At 42.3% G+C, this 19,784-nt stretch carries 6 protein-coding genes and 1 other RNA gene; 1 reads left to right on the forward strand and 6 read right to left on the reverse strand.

Going from position 1 to position 19,784, the window contains the following annotated elements:
* Positions 1–171 precede the first annotated feature (171 nt).
* From PPO43_RS03490 to PPO43_RS03500, 3 genes are all read right to left on the reverse strand, one after another.
* Positions 172–10,554, reverse strand: coding sequence for a gliding motility-associated C-terminal domain-containing protein (locus tag PPO43_RS03490; RefSeq protein WP_272620417.1), 10,383 nt, complete (start codon positions 10,552–10,554; stop codon positions 172–174).
* Between the two features lie 936 nt (positions 10,555–11,490).
* Positions 11,491–12,174 carry a methyltransferase domain-containing protein gene (locus PPO43_RS03495; RefSeq protein ID WP_272620418.1) on the reverse strand — a complete coding sequence of 228 codons (684 nt, stop codon included), beginning with the start codon at positions 12,172–12,174 and terminating at the stop codon, positions 11,491–11,493.
* Positions 12,174–13,385 carry an NAD(P)-dependent oxidoreductase gene (locus PPO43_RS03500; protein ID WP_272620419.1) on the reverse strand — a complete coding sequence of 404 codons (1,212 nt, stop codon included), beginning with the start codon at positions 13,383–13,385 and terminating at the stop codon, positions 12,174–12,176. Before PPO43_RS03500 ends, PPO43_RS03495 begins: the two co-directional genes overlap by 1 nt.
* A gap of 212 nt (positions 13,386–13,597) precedes the next feature.
* Here PPO43_RS03500 and ssrA point away from each other — a divergent pair.
* Positions 13,598–13,987: a transfer-messenger RNA gene (ssrA, locus tag PPO43_RS03505) on the forward strand.
* 346 nt (positions 13,988–14,333) lie between these two features.
* Here ssrA and PPO43_RS03510 read toward each other — a convergent pair.
* Genes PPO43_RS03510 through PPO43_RS03520 form a run of 3 tightly spaced genes read right to left on the reverse strand, consistent with a single transcriptional unit; the run spans position 14,334 to position 19,727 of the window.
* On the reverse strand, positions 14,334–16,049 hold the full coding sequence (locus PPO43_RS03510; RefSeq protein WP_272620420.1) for an ATP-dependent nuclease: 1,716 nt from the start codon (positions 16,047–16,049) through the stop codon (positions 14,334–14,336).
* Positions 16,046–17,425 (reverse strand): restriction endonuclease subunit S, encoded by a 1,380-nt coding sequence (locus PPO43_RS03515; protein WP_272620421.1) that lies wholly within the window; start codon positions 17,423–17,425, stop codon positions 16,046–16,048. The genes PPO43_RS03510 and PPO43_RS03515 overlap by 4 nt, the downstream gene beginning before the upstream one ends.
* Positions 17,415–19,727 carry an N-6 DNA methylase gene (locus PPO43_RS03520; protein WP_272620422.1) on the reverse strand — a complete coding sequence of 771 codons (2,313 nt, stop codon included), beginning with the start codon at positions 19,725–19,727 and terminating at the stop codon, positions 17,415–17,417. Before PPO43_RS03520 ends, PPO43_RS03515 begins: the two co-directional genes overlap by 11 nt.
* Positions 19,728–19,784: the final 57 nt, after the last annotated feature.

Here is a 19,784-nt window from a genome sequence, read left to right on the forward strand (position 1 = left end):
ATTCCATTTCAAGCTTGGCCTTCCCTTCCGCAGCCTCCGCCTGGGGGCTGGACTCCTTTGGCCCAAGGGCCAAAGCGCCCAGCATGGCATGCCCCCTTCGGGCGCATCCTCAAAAAAAAAGGGCTGTCGGAAAATCCGACAGCCCTTTATCTATTTAATTCCTTCCGCTAACTAGCGAAGCAAATTCACTGAACCGTGAATAATTTCCGATTCATTATCAATGTAAATCACCTCAGCGTACCAAGCATAAACCCCAGAGTTCATTGGTTTGCCCTTAAAGCTACCATCCCAACCCTGTTGAGGATCATTGGGATCAAGGTCTAAACCTTCATACACCAATTCGCCCCAGCGGTCATACACTCTAAACACCAAAACCTTAGCGACTTTCTCATCTCCTTGAATAAAGAAACGATCATTATTCCCGTCACTGTTCGGCGTAAAGGCCGTAGGGGCTGCTGCATTTCTAGGTTTAACCATCTTCACCACAATCGAGCTATCCTGAACACAGCCCGAAGCATTCGTGGCCGTAAACTGATAAATGCCTGCATCATAAGGCGTCAGTGAAGTCGTCAAACTGCTATCCACCAATGCCCCAGAGTTAATCTCTGTCCAAGCCCAAATCGCCCCAGTCGTATCATTCAAGTCTGCAAATAGCGTCAACGTATCTCCATACTCCAACACATACTCCACTTCGCCTGAATCTAAGGCTGGACCAAAGCTCGTCAGGAAGAATGGATCTGCCGCCTCTACTGTTACTAGCGTATCATACATACAACCATTATTGTCTCGGATATACAAAGGATAAATTCCCGACTCCAAACCAACAAAAAGATTGCCTCCTGTAAAGTTTACACTATCCAAACTGTAAGTGTAGCCCCCCAATAGGGTCGAGCCACCAATTCCATCTACTTGGATACTTCCGTTCGCATCATCCACACAGGCTACGCCTCTAATACTGAGGTTGCCAATACCTACTTCCGTCGGATTCGCCAAATTGATGCTCGTATCTGCCTTACAGCCATTCGCATCTTCCACATTAAGCGTATAGTTGCCCGCAGCTATGCTGTCTAAGCTTGGCGTTGCCAACCCATTCGACCAGATATAAACATAAGGTGATATTCCGCCTTCTACTGTAGAACCTAAGGCGCCTGTACTGTTATTGTAGCAATCTACTGCCCGTACTTGGTTCAAGCTCACCGACAATTCCGAAGGCTCGCCTACCACATAGCTAAAGCTATCCACACAACCATTGATCGACTGGACCACTACTTCGTACTCGCCTGCCGCTACATTCGTAATGCTCGTTCCTACAACGCCATTACTCCAATAGCTCGCCTGCAAAGGCTCATTCGAGTTCGTTATGCTTATAGAACCTGTAGACTCTCCATAACAAGAGGCATCTTCTATCGCTACCGTAATGCTCAAGGCCAAGGCCTCTCCCACTACAGCCGTATCTACCTGCGTACAGCCATTCAGATCCGTTACACTCACATAATAAGTCCCTGCAGATAGACCCGTCGCTACATTCGTCGTCTGACCCAAGGGATCTGACCACTGATAGCTCAAGGTCCCTGTTCCCCCTGAAGCTGTTACCTGTGCACTTCCATCTGCGCTACCTGCACAACTGGCATCCGTTACATTCACGATCTGGCTCGTGATTCCTGAACTCTCGTTCACTGTTGCTGTACGGACCACGGAACAGCCATTCCCATCCGTGATTGTCACACTATAGGTTCCTATACTCAAGTTCGAGTTTACATCTGTACTCGCTCCATTCGACCAAGCATAAGTATAGTCTCCATTACTATTGGGCGTACCCCCACTCACAATGGCCGTAATTTGACCAGAAGCACCTCCAAAACATAGGGCATCTGCTGTATTCAATGTCGCTACTAAAGCACTTGTTGGCTCCATGACAATCACCTGACTAAGCGTCTGACAACCATTCGCATCCGTTACCGTCAACACATAAGTACCTGCGGCCAAACCGCTAATACTTTGACCCGTCATGCCATTGGACCATGCAAAGCTATAAGGTAGCGTTCCCCCTGTCAAGAAGGCCGTCGCTGTACCATCTGAGCCCCCTTTACAATTCACCCCTGTCGTCCGAATCGTATCGACAACCAAGAGCGCGGGCTCTACCAAGTTCACCGTTAAGGTCGTACTACAACCATTCGCATCTGTAGCCGTTACCGTATGCTGTCCGCCTGCTAAACTTGTAGCACTAGCTGTCATCTCGCCATTGGGCCAAGCATAGCTATAGGGGGCTGCCCCTCCTGTAGCAACTACCGTTGCACTTCCATCCATATCTCCATGACAGCTCGGATTCACACTTGAGACAAAGCTCAATACTACTGGATCGGGATTTTGCAATAAAACCTGATCCGTTACCGAACAGCCTTGGCTATCCACAACCACTACCGAATAAGCACCTGGCGCCAAGTTCGTCGCAGTCGCTGTCGTTTGACCATCTGACCAAAGGTAAGTATATGGGGCCGTGCCTCCTGTCGGTACCGCTGTTGCACTTCCACTATTCGCTCCAGCACAGGCTGCCGCATTAGTCGTAATGCTGGTTGTCAGCAATGTAGGCTCGCCTAGAACATAGCTTTCTACAAGCTGACAAGCATTCCCATCTGTTACCGTCACACTATGTGTGCCCGCTGACAAGCCCACGGCCGTAGCCGTTCCTTGGCCATCTGACCAGAAGTAAGTGTAAGGAAGCGTACCTCCTTGAACCATTACGGCTACAGTTCCATCTGTACTTCCATTACAGCTAGGTTCATTCCCACTCATACTCGCTGTTAACGCTGCTGGCTCTTCTACTTCTGTAGTCGATACCATATCACAGCCATTCGCATCCGTTACCGTCACTTCATAAGTACCCGCCAATAGGCCTGTAATCGTCGCAGCAGTCATCCCATTATCCCAGTTGTAGCTATATGGAGCCGTTCCGCCTGTTGCACTTACCGTAGCCGTTCCATCGCTACCTCCTGAACAAGACACATCTGTATCACTCAGACTCAACTGTATGGCTGTTGGCTCCGTAATCGTTACCGATACAGGCAACACACAGTTATTCCCATCACGAACCTCTACCGTGTAAGTCCCTGCACAAAGGCCCGTAAAGTTATTATTGCTACTGAATACATTACCCGTTTGACCAGGACCTAATATTCGGTATTCATAGCCATTAACACCTAGCGTTCCTGTGCCAGATACGGCCGTAGCGATAATCTGTCCATCACAATCATTGGCACAAAAGACATTCACCTGCTGGATTGTCGCATCCAAAGGTACAGGATCCGCCAAACTAATACTATCTATTGCCGTACAGCCAGAGGCATCCGTCACCGTTACCGCATAAGTCCCTGCCGCCAAGTTCGTCGCAAGTGTACCATTCTGCGCCTGTGGACCAGACCATGCATATACATAAGGCGATACGCCTCCACTGGCCGTCACCTGTGCCCCTCCATCCGAGGCTCCTGGACAGCTAATCGCTGCTCCATTGTAATTGGAGTATTGTTGGACGTTGAGTACGATTGCTGCGGGCTGATACAGTACAGCTACTGCAGTATCTGAACATCCACGGCTATCTGTAGCCAAAAGCGTATAGGTACCTGCTCCCAGATTAAAGAGGTCCTCTGTTGTTTCCCCTGTAGACCAAGAGAAGGTATAGTTAGGCGTGCCGCCTTGTGCATCTGCATCAATCATCCCTGTGCTATCTCCAGCACAACCAGGCTGTGTAATTGATAAGATATTCGCTTGTACTGCAGTTGTAGGTTGCCCTACAGCTACCGAAGCGGTATTTGTACAACCTGTAGCATCAGTTAGGGTCAAATCATAACTACCTGCTGCTAGGTTTGTAATTTGGCTAGTTGTTGCACCATTAGACCAACTATAGCTATAAGGAGTTACCCCACCAACAGCAGAAGCACTAGCACTTCCATCTGTTCCACCAAAACAAGTTACATCTACAGTTATAAAGTTAATTTGAATGGGAGCTGGGTCTACAAGCGTACCATTATCTACAACTACACAACCATTAGCATCTGTAATTGTCACCGTATAAGCTCCTGCAACAAGATTAGTTGCGGGGTTTGTCGTTTGGTTATCAGACCAAAGATAGCTATAAGGTTGAGTACCTCCTGTTACTGTAGCTTCTAGAGTTCCATCCGCTCCAGCAAAACAGCTAGGGTTCGTTGCAAGCATGGCTGCGGTTGCTAAAACAGCAGGCTCTGTAATCACAAAACAGCTATCAACAGTACAGCCATTATTATCTGTTACCGTTACACAATACGTCCCAGCACTGAGGTTGCTATTAGTTGCTGTATTCACACCATTACTCCAATTATAGGTATATGGCGCTGTTCCAGCCGATGCATTCAATATAATTTCTCCATCTGTACCGGCATGGCAACTGACTGCGTCAACGGTTGCGGTCAACTGAATTGGCAGTGGGTCATTGACTAGAATACAATCCGTAAAAGTACAGCCATTATTATCTGTTACCGTTACACAATAATTGCCCCCTAACAAGTTTGTTGCAATAGCTGTAGTCTGGCCATCAGACCAAAGATAGCTGTAAGGGGCAGTTCCATCTGTAGCTACAGCTCCTGCTTGTCCTGTTGCCGTTCCCGCACAAGCAGCATCATTTGCCGATAGCGTAGCGATTAAGGCTGCAGCTGGTTCAGTAACTACTGCTGTCGCCACCAGGGCACAGGCATGATCATCTGTAATCGTTACGTTGTAGGTTCCTGCAACAAGACCTGCTGCAGTTGCGGTAGTTTGGGCCGCAGCATCATCCCATTGATAAATATAAGGAGCAGTTCCCCCGGTTACTACTACAGTTGCATCACCATCATTTCCTGCGAAGCAATTGACAGCCGTAGTAGAAGTTGTTGCGGACAAGGCAGTTGGTTCATTAACTGTAGTTGTTGCTGTCATGGAACAAGCGTTCCCATCTGTTACAGTTACTGTATAAGTACCTGCAACTAAACCTGTAGCTGTTGCTGTAGTTTGGGTCAAAGCATCATCCCACTCATAAGTATAGGGCGTTGTTCCGCCTGCCACAACTACACTTGCTGTACCATCTGTTCCAGCATTACAGTTAACATCTGTTGCAGCTGCTGTTGCTGTTAAAACGACAGGCTCTGTAATGACTTGCTGATCAGTGACTGAGCAAGCATTTCCATCAGTTACAGTTACCGTATAAGTACCCGCAGCTAAGCTTGTAGCTGTTGCTGTAGTTTGGGTCAAAGCATCATCCCACTCATAAGTGTAAGGAAGTGTACCATTACTTACAGTTACTGTAGCCGTACCACTATTATCTCCAGCACAGTTTAGATCTGTTCCAGCCATCACTGTTTGTATTGCTGTAGGCTCAGCGACTATTCCACAATCAGTAAAGACACAACCATTATTATCTGTCACCGTAACACAATAGCTCCCTGCAACTAAACTCGTTGCTGTAGCCGTAATTTGTGTAGCTGGATCATTCCAAAGATAAGTATAAGGAGCTGTTCCTCCTGTTCCTGCAGCAGCAATTGCCCCATCTGCAAACCCATTACAGCTAGCATCAGTCACTGTTAAAGTAGCTCCTAAGGCTTGAGCAGGTTCACTCACTGTTCCACAATCAACAATGCTACAACCATTCGCATCTGTAATAGTCACACAATAAGTACCAACAGTCAAGCTACTAGCCATAGCCGTTGTCTGTGCACTGGCGTCATCCCAAAGGTAAGTGTAAGGAGCAGTACCACCAGTAACAGTTGGCGTTAAACTACCATCATTTCCTGCATTACAATTGACATCCGCTGCTACAATGCTCACAGCTAGAGAAGCAGGTTCACTCACTACAATATTAGCGGTATCTCTACAACCTGCAGCATCTTCTACTATCAAATCATATGTTCCTGCAGCTGCATTATATACAGTATCTGCAGAAGTACTAAACAAGAAAGAAGACCCTCCTGTCCAAGTGTAAGTATAAGGGGCAGTCCCCTGTGTTGTTCCTGTAGCTAAAGTAGCGCTGTCCCCATGACAAGCAATAGCGCTTACCTCATTAAGGTCTAGCACAGGTGGGTTATTACTAGCTGTGATATTTAAACTTGTATCTGCAGTACAACCATTGGCATCTGTAATAGTCACATCATAAGTACCTGCAGCTAGACCAGTAATAGCCGCTGTTGTTGCTCCATTTGACCAATCGTAAGTATAAGTTGCAGTTCCTCCTAAGGCCTCTACCTCGATAGCGCCTAGGGTACCACAAGCAGGCCCAGTTTGCGAGACAACAGCCATCTGTAATTGGTCTGGACGAACAATATCTAAACAAATAGAAGATACACACCCATTGTTATCCGTCATGGTTACACAGTAGTTGCCAGGAGCAAGATTACTTTGGCTCGCAGTTGTTCCTCCATTAGACCAAAGGAAACTATAAGGCGCAGCTCCACCTGTTCCAGCAACCGTCGCACTACCATCATTGGCAGAACAACCCGCTTGTGTACTAGATTGCAAAAAGACAATCGGTGCCGTAGGCGCAGGGTAAAGGTAACTACTATCTACAGTTGTACAACCTGTGCTGGTCTCTGTTACAGTTAGGTAGTAGACTCCTGTTGGAATAGTCAATAGGCTTGAAGTACTCACCCCAGCATTATTCTGCCCTGTAGACCAACTAAAGTCATATAGCGTTCCGCCCGTAGCCGTCGCATCAATTTGACCATTGTTATTACAAAGCGGATCCGTATTCGTAAAGTTGATAACTGGATTCGCATCAACCGTTACTTCAAAATCTACGGATTGAGGACAACTAAGCACTTGTACTCCACTATGATCCACTACAGATACAATAGTAGCCGTATAACTCTGTGTAGTGGCTGGCGCTACAGTAATACTATTGGCCGTACTCGTCAAAATTCCAGTATTCGGACTCCAAACTACACTATCCGTAGCGGTTAAGCCTGTTAGCGTCAAAGTAGTGCTTTCTCCACTACAAATAGCCACATCGCCAGAACCCGTAACCACAGGTACTGGATCTACATATAGATAAACTGTATCCTCTGTAGATAATCCACAACAATCCGTAAAAATAGATAGCGTAATGGTATAAAAGCCCGCTACATTAAACTGCGTAAAGGATGTAGACGCTACATTGCCTGGGTTAGGAATTGCTCCGTTAAACTCCCAGTTATACACATCCGCATTTTGTAAACTCTCAAAGCTTGCAAAATCTCCTTGGCAAAGTTGGAAGGTGTCGGTGCTCAAAGCAGTAGCTCCAGCAACTACAATCTCTGGACGAGTAACCAAGAAAGATACATTGTGAAATCCTTCGTAGCTGTCCCCAGCATGTTCCACTGTATAACGATCCAAGTTAGTGTAAACCAAGTTAGCAGGGTTATCTGTGCTCGTTACTGGAGTTGCAGCCCCTGTAATAGGATCAAAGTTCCAGTTCGTTACCCCTGTACCTGTAGAAGCCGCTAGAGCTTCAAAGCTCATTGGCGTATTGATACAGTTTACATTTTGGGCCAAAATGACGGGCTGATTAAGAAGATCAAAATTAGCCACACTAGTCGCTAAAGCAGAACCACCCGCTAGATGAATAGCAGCAGCCTCGCCAGGAAAACCATCTCCACCATCTCCACCAAGGCCACCGTTTCCGCCATCTCCGCCATCTCCGCCACCGCCAATGCTACAAGCAGTTGCACCACCAGTTCCTCCAGCGCCACCTGTTCCAGCAGCACCACCGTTACCACCCAAACCAGCAGCACCAGCAGAACCTGCCAAAACATTACTTTGACTCAAACGACCATTTGCACCATTCAAATAGAGATATAGACCAAAAGAAGCACCTCCAGAAGTTCCTCCAATACCAGCTTCTCCGCCGCAGCCACCGCCGCCGCCGCCGCCACCAGACGAACCCGATCCATTGTTACAGAAAGAACCTTCTTCAGCAGCGCCACCGCCACCACCGCCACCGCCAGTACCATTTGTACCCGCAGTACCATTGGTTCCAGATGCACCAGTAACAAAAAAACCACCAGTGTGACTGCCCAAGCTACCATTCACCCCATTAGTACCCGCTACACCATTCACCCCATTGGCTCCATCACAACCATCCATTTCTTTTCCAGAACAGCTACCATCACTATCATTACTACAACCAGAAAAATCACACTGATTATTTTTACCCGCACCACCTGCTGCAGCTCCACAGCCACCAGGCGCTCCGTTCTGACCATCTCGACTTCCACAATCTGCCTGACCATTTCCTCCTCCTTGTCCACCAGGACAACAAGCCGAAGATCCAGCAGCACCTCCATTATGCTGAACACAACCATCATCATCTCCATCTACTCCATTTCCACCATTGCCTCCATTAACTCCGTCAGCTCCATCAGCTCCATCAGCTCCATCACCAGCATTACCTGCACGAATTTGCGTCCGAACAATATCATAATCTGAACAAGCCGTCAAATGCACCCCATAAGTAGACATACCCGGCTGGTTCGCATCATCGGTTGTAATAGTTAAATCTTGCAAACGGAAACCCGTATTGCTATTTCCATAAAATGCAACCAAACGCTGAGATCCCACAGCCCCCTCAGGATTTGCCGTGGTTCTATTAATCGTCGTTGCTCCAGCAAATGAAGTTTTTTCCCAAGCATTTGCTGGATCAAATCCCCCCTCTACAGTCATAAAACTACTCAAGAAAAGAGGATTGTCTATATTATATGTACCTACCGCCAACTTTAGAACACTATTGTTACAAGCAGCAAGACTCAAGGCATTCTCCAATGAAGTAGGATCTGCCTGCGTTCCCGCAGCAGCAGCCGTGCCCGTAGGCGATACATAAATGTTTACACAGTTAGCAATCACAGGAGGGGTCCCCACTTCCAACTGAGCAGTTGTTGTACGCACACAACCTGTTAAAGGATTAGTTACCGCTAAGGTATATTCATAAATACCCGCTGCCGCAGGCACACTAACCGAAATCGTAGATACATCAGCAGAAACAGTTCCTGCACCTAATGAATTCATTGAAGGATCAAACCACTCAAAGATATAACCCGAAGCATCTGTTTTTCCTGTCAATAAGAAATTTGCCCCAGAACAAACTGAAGCATATGCTGGCGTAATCCCCGCCAATGGAGCATCCAAAATATCAACCTGTACCTGATCCGATGAACTACATCCATCTACATAATGTAAGATAACCGTATAATTAGTATTCCCTGTCGGAAAAGCCGTTGTGCTCGCCTGATTCGGCGTTCCCAATGTAAAATCAGGCGTCCACTCAAAGTAATCTATATTAGCCGCTGAAGTAGTTGTGCTAGCCGTCAAACTAGTGGTATCGCCCAAACATAACTGTACATCTGCCCCCGCATTGACCGGGTCATTGGGGTTGGGCAAAATGTTAATGGTATAGGCCTTACTATTCTGCCCAGGCAAAGGACAAGCATCATCCTCAATCAATAAAGCAAAAGTATGACTCCCCACATCAGCATCTGTAGGCGTCCAACAAAAGGTACCTACCAATTCTCCATTGACCATCTGCTGCGTAAAGCTGGCCCCAGGAATCGCATTGGTCACACTCATCGTGATGTTATCTCCTAGGTTGGCATCATTTCCCAAAATGTCAAAACAAAGTGGACTGTTTGCACAAAGTACAGTGTCAAATACTGTTGTACTTCCATCCAAACCCGATACCGTAGGCAATTGGTTGTTACAGTTCTGTATAACAAACTGCATATCGCGGACAATCTCGCCCACTTTTACCCCATTTCGATATTCTTCTACCAATACACAAATAACCGCAATCTGTGGATTATTAGCCGTAAAGCTAATCTCTCCCGTAGCTGGATCTAAGCTAATCGGCACATCCAAAGGAGATGCCCCACTAAATCCACCCCCATAAGTTACATTGGTCCCAGCAGCCGTCTGACAATCAGTCAAAGAATAAACTAAAGAATCATTGTCTACATCATTCGCCAATTGCTGAAAAGTAACCTGCTGCCCCGTACAACTAAATGGCGTGGGATCACTAGCAAATACAGGCGAACTGTTACAAGGACTCACTGTATTGTCCAAGGTCGTCTCTACATAAATGGAGTTGCTGCCTGGCCCACTCAAGTTCGTGATCGCATTGTTGCGACAACATGAGGATGTAGACAACACCCAATCATTACAAGCCGTAGGCAAATTGAGCGTCCCCTGATATACATGGGCCTCTACCCCCAAGGTCGATCCCCCACTACAAGCACTGGTAGCAGACGGACAAAGCGGCGTGATATCCGTAGCAGATATCCGACTCAAACTCAAACTTCCACTAACCCCACAACTAGTAGACTGATAGTTAATATTGAAACTCGACCCCAAAGAAGCCCCATCACAATCCCGATAGGCTTTTAAGGTCACCAAGTACTGATTTGGCCCCACACAACTATAGGTGAGGTCAAAACCCATAAAGTGCGTGGCCTTTAATGGGGATAAGCCACTAAAGCTTATCAATAATAAGAGGAGCAATACCCCCCCAATTCTAGTAAAAAACTGCTTCATTTTGCGATCATTTACAGTGTGTAATGCTTGTCTTTTTCGTTCAACTTCTCTAAGCAATTAGAGGCCTTCAAAGTTAGGGACTTCTATATGCTAAGCGAAGGCTTATTTAGCTTTTTTTAGCATCTGTTAATTATTTTAAGGTAAAAACTATGAATATATTGTTAAGTCCCCTGCATTTTTTGCCCAATTTTTTACGGTTTATCCCTTTTTTCATTGGATTTGTCCATTATTCCCCCTTTTCTCATCTTTTATTTCTATGATCTGGGGCCCGCGTCCAGCAAGCTGGCCGCCGCTATGCTCCGCAGCTCGCTATTCGCTCGGCCCTTCGCCAGCTTCGCTGGCTCGGTCTGGCCTGACGGCCACTGCTGCGCAGCGCTGGGCCGCTCATCTTCCCTACTAAAGCTAATCCTTATCCATTGGCCGCTTAAGGCTTTATATAAAACGTAGCTCTTGAGCCTTTTATCAAGCTGCCAGCTGTTTTTTAGCTGGCTGAAGACCTATGTCTATTTCCCATCCCAAGGACTACAACTACCCATCCCGAGGACTACAACTACCCATCCCGAGGGGTATAGCTACCCCTATTTTGGGGTTAGGGGACGTCTCTTTTGGGCTAAAGGGCCCCAAAAGAGGAGTAGATCACTCCTCCCCTATTGTAGCGAGCTCCGAAGCAAGACTCACTCATAGAGTAAGAGGAGGGCCGAAGGCCCTTTTTGGCTGCCCTTTGGGCAGCTTTCGTCCTTGGCCTAGCGATGTGCAGGGGGGCCGCGAAGCGGCAGACCAAGGCGCTGCAAGCGCCGCAGGGCCGAGCAGACCTGCGAGCCCCGAAACGTAGCGCCTGCAGCTTTGCTGCAGGAGGCCCCAAAAACAGCCCTTCAAGACATAAAAAAAGCCAGCAGAACATCATTCTACTGGCTAAATGGGGCTTAAATTAGGGCCCTAATAATAGAGTAATTTAAAATATTGCAGGCCTTCTTTGGGTTGGTAAAAGAGCAGGCTGCCCTTATCGAGGCGTTCTTGGACCTGGTCCAAAAACTCTCGGATGTTGTAATTTTTGCTCTTAAAGACCCGAAAATAGAGGACGCCATCGGGGGCGAGATGGTCTAAGGCAAGGTTAATTAGCTCCCACATTTTGTCCACATTGGGCAAGAGATGCAGCAGGTTAATCATCGAGATAAAGTCAAACTTTTTATCGGCGGGCAAGGCCTTCATATAATCGAAGACATCGGTTTCCCAATTTAGGTTGGGTTCAAAAAGCGCTTCAAAGGCTTGTTGGTCTTGCAAAACGGGCTGGCTATCTGCGCCAAACTTTTTGAAAACCGAGCGGTAAATTTCGTAGAAATTTTGGGGGTTGGCCGCTTGCAGGCGTTTATTTTGGGCCAAGAACTTGCTCATTGCCTGCTCTTTTGTGTCTTGGTCTACCCCATGAAACTCCGTAAAATCGAAGCGGTGAAAAAGAGGGAAGAAACTCAGTGGGAATCGGCAGCCCAGCTCTAGCGCCGACTTTGCTTCGGGCCGTTTTAGGCGTTCGCAAAGGGGGTGCACCATATAGGTTTTGAGCAGCAGGCTACTGATGTGCGAGTCCTCCTTGGGCGTTTCAATTTTTAATACTTCAGCAACCATTATTCAGCGTTTAGGTAGTTGGTCAAATACTGGAAATGAGGACCTAATTGGCCGTTGAGGGTCACGCTAGCCCGCTCGATCATCTTCGTATCTTTCAGGCCGAGGAACTCGGGCAAAACCGAAGCGATAAACTGCTCACCAAAAGACATAGAAGCATCTCGGGGCAGTTCATTGGGCAGGTTATCGATGGTCATCATATCGATGGTTTCGGGGGCGTAAGGAGCCACCGCCTTAGCCTGTTTGGGATCATAGCCAAAAACGGGTTCGGCAATCGTAGAGGCGTACAAGGTAGAGGGAATCGAGGCTGCGGGTGCGATATCGCAGGTCACATCGGCGATCACTTGGATCTTAAAGTCCTTGGCTTTCATCTCCTCGGCGGTAAAAAACTGAGGGGCTCGATTATCCCAATAAATGCCGTTAATCATCAGATCGGCGACCTTTGTATAGGGGTCAAAAATGGAAGTATAGCGTTCGGGATGGGCAAAAAACTCGCTTTGGTCGTAGTTTGCGCCTTCGGCTTTAGGAGCGACATAATCCTCGCAGGCTAGTTGGGTAAAAACGGGGCCTTCGCTTGCATTATTTAGAAACTCTTGGGGGCTCAGGCGTTGGAAGCCTGCATTTTCGAGCACCTCCGCGGCGCCATTAGCCACACGGCCTGCGCCTGTAAGGACCACCTTCATACTGGGCCAATTCACTGTTTTATAATAGGCCGTAGCCTCGGCCATATCCTTAAACTTAATCATTTGGGGCAAATCATAAGCTTTGGTTCGATTGCCATAAGTCATCAGGCCATTATGAGCGCCGGCGATTCCTGCGAAGCGGCCAAAAGCGATCACGCGCTTGCCTGATTCGTCAGTTAGCACCTCATAATCAAGTAATTGAATATTCTTTGCGATAATTGCTTGGAGGAGTTTGCGGTTATAGGGTTGCTCCTTGATGGTATGCGAGAAAAAGCAATACTTTTTATTGGGAATCAATTGATTGATGGGCACCTCCTTCACGCCCAAGAGCAATTCTCTATCGCTAAGATCTTCTTGGAGTTGGAGGCCGGCGGCTTCATATTCTTCATCCTTAAAGCAGCGATTGGGAGAAGGTTGGACCAGAATATCGAGTTGGGGAAACTTAGCGAGTAGCTCCTTGCATTGGTTGGGGCTAAGGGGGACTCTAGAATCTGGTGGGACCTTACCTTCACGTATAATTCCGATTTTCATAGCTATATTTTAAATTTTTTGGTGGTTTAGAGAACTTTTCGGTCCTTAAGATAATTAAGTGGATGCATAAAAGAAAAAGAGAGTTCGTCTTCTTATGAATAGTCGGTAGAGAAAGCCGAAGAAAATAAAAATGGGAGCTTGGAAACTTTTTCTTTCTTGTAAAAGTTCTATATTTGTCGCCCGCTCAAATGGAGGGGGAAACAATTACCACTGGGGCTGACTGGAATCGACAGCATTGGACGGTTGGTAAGTAAGCATGCCGAGTCAGGTGTACTCACACTCGTTAAAACTGGTGCATAACAATTTTAAGTGGCAACACTAACTATGCTTTGGCTGCCTAATTAGGCCCTTTTAAAGGAACTTAATAACAGTCAATTCGCCACTAGCTTGAGGCCTAATACACAGCTAGTCGCACAAACACAACCCCTTAGGATCGCTGCAAAGGCTTGTTTTCACCGGCGTGGTTAAACTTTTGAAAACTGGAAGTGCGTTCGTCTGCGATAAAACTTCTCGCACTTTAAGATTTAGATTTATTGCTAAGCATGTAGAAAGCTTATTAGCGCTTTGACTGGACGAGGGTTCGAATCCCTCCAGCTCCACAAGATGAAAAGAGAAAGCCAAACCCTTGAGGGGTTTGGCTTTTTTTGTGTGTGGGGGGGGTAAGGTTTGGGGTGAATCTAGTCTTAGATTTCACTCCTCTCTTCGCCAAATGCGGTAGACCTTTTTATGGTTGAAAGGAAGACCTTGACTTTTGAGGTAATGGAATGTCCTTGTTCAGAATTAGATGCTGCTTGAATATCTTTAAGCAAAAAAGCACATTGTTTGAACTGCCAACCTGTAAATACGTTGGTAAATAGGAATGATGAACTGTTTAGGTTCTTTTATGATTGATAGTAGATTTTTAGCGGATGCTTTCATAAATTATTCTCTTGTAGTTAGGTTATCCATTTACTCTGTCATTATTTCTGCAAGTTTGTTTAGTAATGTTTTAAAGGCAATCATATCGTCTGGAGTAGACTGATTACAATGCTTTCTTAAAATTTCCTTTTTTAAATTATATTTTATGTTAGGAAATTTTGCAAACGAGGTGTTATCTAAAAACTTAGACTCTATTTCCTCTTTTGCTAACTCTTTAATCTTGTCGTTGTTAAAATAGTTTTCTATTAAAAATTCACCTGATACATTTTCGCTATTAGTTGGCGGTATCATTAGAAAAACAATATTTTCTGTTTCGTTAAAAACTTCAATTTCTACATCTTGTTTTTCTTTATTTGAATATGGAAACAAAGACTTAAAAACCTTGTATCCAGCATCATCTCTATCTACTACTATTATTATTTTCTTGTCATTATCAACTCTAAAATTTTCTAATAGGTGCTTTATATTTTCTCCATCTGTTCCACCAACTCTAAGAAAATCAAATTGTAATGTTGGATAATCAGCCCTGAAATGTTCTAGAGCTTTAGAGATATAGAGATCATCTGTTTTGCCTTCACAAATAATTATATCATTAGAAGAAAACATAGTTTTTAACACATCATCTTCATCAATAAGATATTCTACTCCTTCATAAATATCATTGGCAACTGTTACTTCTCCATCCTCAATTTTAAAGATGTTTTCTTTAGCACAATATTTTGTGAGTGTTGGGGAATGTGTTGTGAAAAATGATATATGTTCTGTATTAGTAAATGTATCAACGATTTGCTTTTTTCGGTCTAAATGAACGTGCGAATCTGGCTCATCTAAAAGCACAATGCTGTTTTCGGAAGCTAATATTGTAGAGATACATTTTATGAGTAATATCTTCTTCTCTCCCTCACTTAGTTTGCGAATATCTTTATTACCAAACTCAATTTTTACCCCCGTTATTAGTTTTTTATTCTTTGGCATAGTTGCTAAAAAAAGATATTCAAAAAAGCGTTTGCACCACTCCCTATTTTGATACTCGTTTTGAATATTACCAAGGTCTATAGATGCTATTTGAGATATTTGCAAATATTTATCTTCCTGGTCTTCTTGCTCTCTTTTAATACGATCTGTTAATTGCGGAATAGTTAACACACTTGTATCAGCAATAGAAAATTTACTTTTTCTCTCCTCATATTTTTCTGAAAATTGAAATTGTATTTTAATCTCTTCTTGTAAATCATTAATACCTAATAATTCCTTTATAAATTCTTTACCCTCATTATGGCATAGTAAGGCAAGTAGTCCATTACTCCAAGAAAATTTATTGATGTATAAAAAATGGAGCTTTTGGTTAATGTAGTTCAACTTTATTTTATTGAAATACTTTAAGTAGGGTTCTTGGAATATATCTTCCCACAAGCGGGTTTCCTCTCCACTATAAGATGCAACTACTTGAACTGGTAAAAAATCCTTAAGACTCCTTTTACGCTCTTTGTTATTTACATAAACCTTGTTGTTTTCTAAACGGATGAGTTTCCCCTCTTTTTCGTATTCAAAAATAAATGTAAAGTCAGATATGGGTTGCTTGTAAAAGTAGCTGTGTATAATTTTACTAATAGCTTCTAATACATTACTTTTTCCCGATCCGTTTAAACCAATTAGAGCTACATAATTGGTACAATTCTCAAAATTGAAAATTGTTTTATTTTGTAGGTTTTTATACCCGTTAATCTCTAGCCTTTTGAGTTTCATCTAGTAGGTTTTTTAAAAATAGCATTTTCAAAATCTAATAAAGCTTGTTTTTTTAGTTGTTGTGCCTGTTGAAATTTATTTTTTTGACTGTCCTTCATTTGCTGAATACTATCAGCAATGTTATTTTGAATATCTATTGACGGTAAAGGGATTTTTAATTCCCTTAATTCAGTTGAATTTATATTAGCTTGACCAAGAACCTGCCTGCTTATCAAATCAATTTGAGAGCGAATGATTTTTGAATTAAACAAACAATTTATATAGTTAACATTAGCTGTTTTGGGATCTATTTTTACTCTAATCAAATATGAAGCGAAAGTAAATCTTTCATTTTCCTGAAAAACAGCAGTTTTACCAACAAGTTCCTTACTATTAGTCCTATTAAAAAGTAAATCTCCTTTATCGAGAATGTGATTTAATATAGATTTATCATCTGGCACATATTTTAATTTTGTTGTATCTAATTCACCACTTTGTATGTTGTTCATTCTTAAAAATGGTACTCCTTTATTATTTTCTTTTGTTGATTTTGAAGATAAACCGTATTGATAGCTTGAAATAACCTTGTCTAAAGAGACTATGTTTGCATTACTTTTAGAAAGCTGCTCGAATATTTTAACACTATTTAAGCAATAAAAAGCATCCCATCTGTTTATCTTTGCGGAATCCACAAAACCTAATTTACCTACAGGAAAAAAATCTATAATATTTAATTCAATACCTAATTTTTTTAATAGGTATTCTTCAATCTGCTCGCCTAAATCAGAATGTTCTTGCTCTAATTTTTTTGCTTGATTGAGTTTGTTTTGGTAAGCTTCTATTAAGGCTTTTTGTTCTTTTATTGAAGGTAGAGGAATATCAATTTGACTTAACCTATTGTAGCTTAAATTTTGGCGTACAGACCCAGTTGTATTTTCATTTATGATGGCATTAAAACGTTCTGTTTTAAACATTGCAAATAAATACTCTGGAAGTAAATCTGATTTACAACTGAATACCACATAGGCAGGACTTATATATTTAAATTTTTGCTCAGGAAGTTTTAAACCAATTGAACCAACATTTATACGATAAGGGTTATATGCTAAAAAACCATCTTCAACAATTTTATAGGGTTGATTAATTTCTTGTCCTTTCTGAATGTGAGCATCAAAAAGGCCTGTTTTATTATTTACACCCAAAATCTCGAAATCTTGCTCAGGAAAATCATTAGGTTTAATTTTATTGTTTTGATGTTTAATGTATTTACCTAACTTCACTACATTAAAATTAGATTGTGTAAGGATACCTAAATAGCTTTTCACATCCCAAAACGAGAGTTCTTTATAATCTATAAAGCTGAGTAAATTATATTCTAATGCTGTATTATTCTGCATAAAACACTATTTCTTTAAGGTTTCCAATGCTATCCTTTTCGATACGAACTATTGCATTATTTTTTACTTTATAATCAGCATTAGTAGCTAAATCCGTTTCCCATATTTCTTTTTCTTTTCGGTATTGTGTGTATTCATCCTTTAATTTAGGTAAGTCATTCTTTATACGTGCTCCTTTACTATCGATACCTGCACTTGCTATTTCAGCTAATGGTATGCTATAATTAAAACGTTCTTTAATAATTGCCCTAATTTCAATTTCCACTTGAGACTCAATAGTCTTTAACTCTGTTCTAAGAACTTTTTTATCTTCTCTACTCGGAGCATCACTACCTCTTAATTTTAGCTTATCTTTTATTTCTATTATCTGCTTTTTATACTTGGCATTAACTTCTTCGGTAGCTTCTTTGGTAATGCTAGCCCAATTGTTTTCTTCTTCTTCTGTAAATCGTTTTAAGAAAACCAAACTTGGTTTTACTGTAGCACCAGATGCAATAAATACGTCTTGCGGTATAGAGGTAATTAGAATTAACTTTGCCCTACTTTCAAAATATTCTCTTGCTTTGTTAAGATTAGAGGTGTTTAATACACCTTCTGGTAATACAATCGCCATTCTACCTCCTTTACGTAGTAAACGGATGCAACGCTCCATAAACATAATTTCAGTTAGGGTACTGATTTTACCTACATCATATTTATCTACAATTTTTCTTTTTTCTTTAATATCCTTTTCTCGTTGGTTGATTATTTTCTCATAATCATCATACATATTCAACCAATCTTGATAATGAGGTTTACTTTTTAAGCTATCTTCTGCTGTAATTTTAAGCTCTTTATCTACCCTTGCTCCAAATGGTGGATTGGTAAGAATTACATCAAAACGCTCTTCAAAGATTCCATTAACATCTAATAAACCGTCATTATGATGTACACCGCCATGACCGTCACCGTGCATAATCATATTCATTTTAGAAACCCTTGCCATTCTTGGGTTGGCATCTGTACCGAATATACATTTATGCGATAAGTGGTATAAACGACTTTTATCGTTATCGAGGTTTAATTCCTCATTGAGTTGCTTAAATAATTTAGCTACTAAAGCATCTGTTTTTTCTTTTTCTTTTTCGCTGGCCTTCAAATACGAATCATCAAAATATTGTTCTTTTATTTTTTCCTTTTGACGTTCAATATCTTCTTTTATATGCTCTCTTATGTATTCAAAAGCGTTTATTAAAAAACCACCAGAACCGCTGCAAGGGTCGCAAATGCGTTCTCCTTCTTGTGGGTCTAAAACGTTGGTCATAAACTCTACAATGGTACGAGGAGTAAAAAACTGCCCTAATTCACCTCTAAACGTAGTACCTAAGAATTTTTCAAAAGCAATACCCTTTACATCATCAGAGGTTTTAGATAAATTATAAACTTCTAGTTTTTCTACAATAGATAAGAAACTTTCTTTACGAATACGAATGTTATCATTGTCGTTAAATAGGGCATCTTTAGCATATTTTTCTTTTGTTTTACGAAAAATTATTTGGACATAATCTGTTTTTTTATCATCTCCCTTTAGATAAGGTCTAACATTTTTATCATACTCTTCCTCTTGGCGTTGAAATTCTTTTTTAGAGAAAATACTTTGTTTGTCAATTGAATTTCTATTGTCTCGTTCAAATACAATTTTAGTAAATAAAATTTTACTAATCTCATCAAATGCAGCTTCAGGAGAAAGTTTGTCATTATTTCTAATAATGTTATGGCATTGATGTAATAGTTTTGCAAACTCGTCTTTTTCAAAAACTTTTTCATCTTGAAATAATTTCTCTTTCTTTTTATCATCTAATAATTCAGAAGCTGTTGGAATACGAGACAATTCCTTACCTAAATTCTTTGGTATTTTCTCCTTAAATACTTGAAAACATCTTGTTTCCTTAGTGTTATGGGTAACAAAAAAATCTGCACTAACCCAAGTAGCATAGTTTAGTCCTTGATAATAATCCGCAGGTTGTATAGTAACATTATCAGATTTACACTCTATTACTATTGCTGCGTGTTTATCTTCATTTTTATCCTCAATAGTTTTCCAAATCACAATATCTGCACTTGCTCTTCCAGTTCCTCGTTGTGAGTTAGTTACTTTTAACTCTTGTGCCATCTGTTCTAAGCTGTACCCTAGTTCATTAACTAAGTAGACTATAAATTTTTGACGTACAACTTCTTCTGGCGTAGCACTCAACCATGCATCAGCTCCATTTAATGGTGCCAATATTTTGGAATTATTATCTTTATATTTTAACTCTATCATATTCATATTATTACAACAATAAGGTTCTATCACTAGGGCTAAATTCGAGTTCTCAAA

Origin of the sequence: Saprospira sp. CCB-QB6 (genome assembly GCF_028464065.1) — a bacterium.
Lineage (GTDB): Bacteria > Bacteroidota > Bacteroidia > Chitinophagales > Saprospiraceae > Saprospira.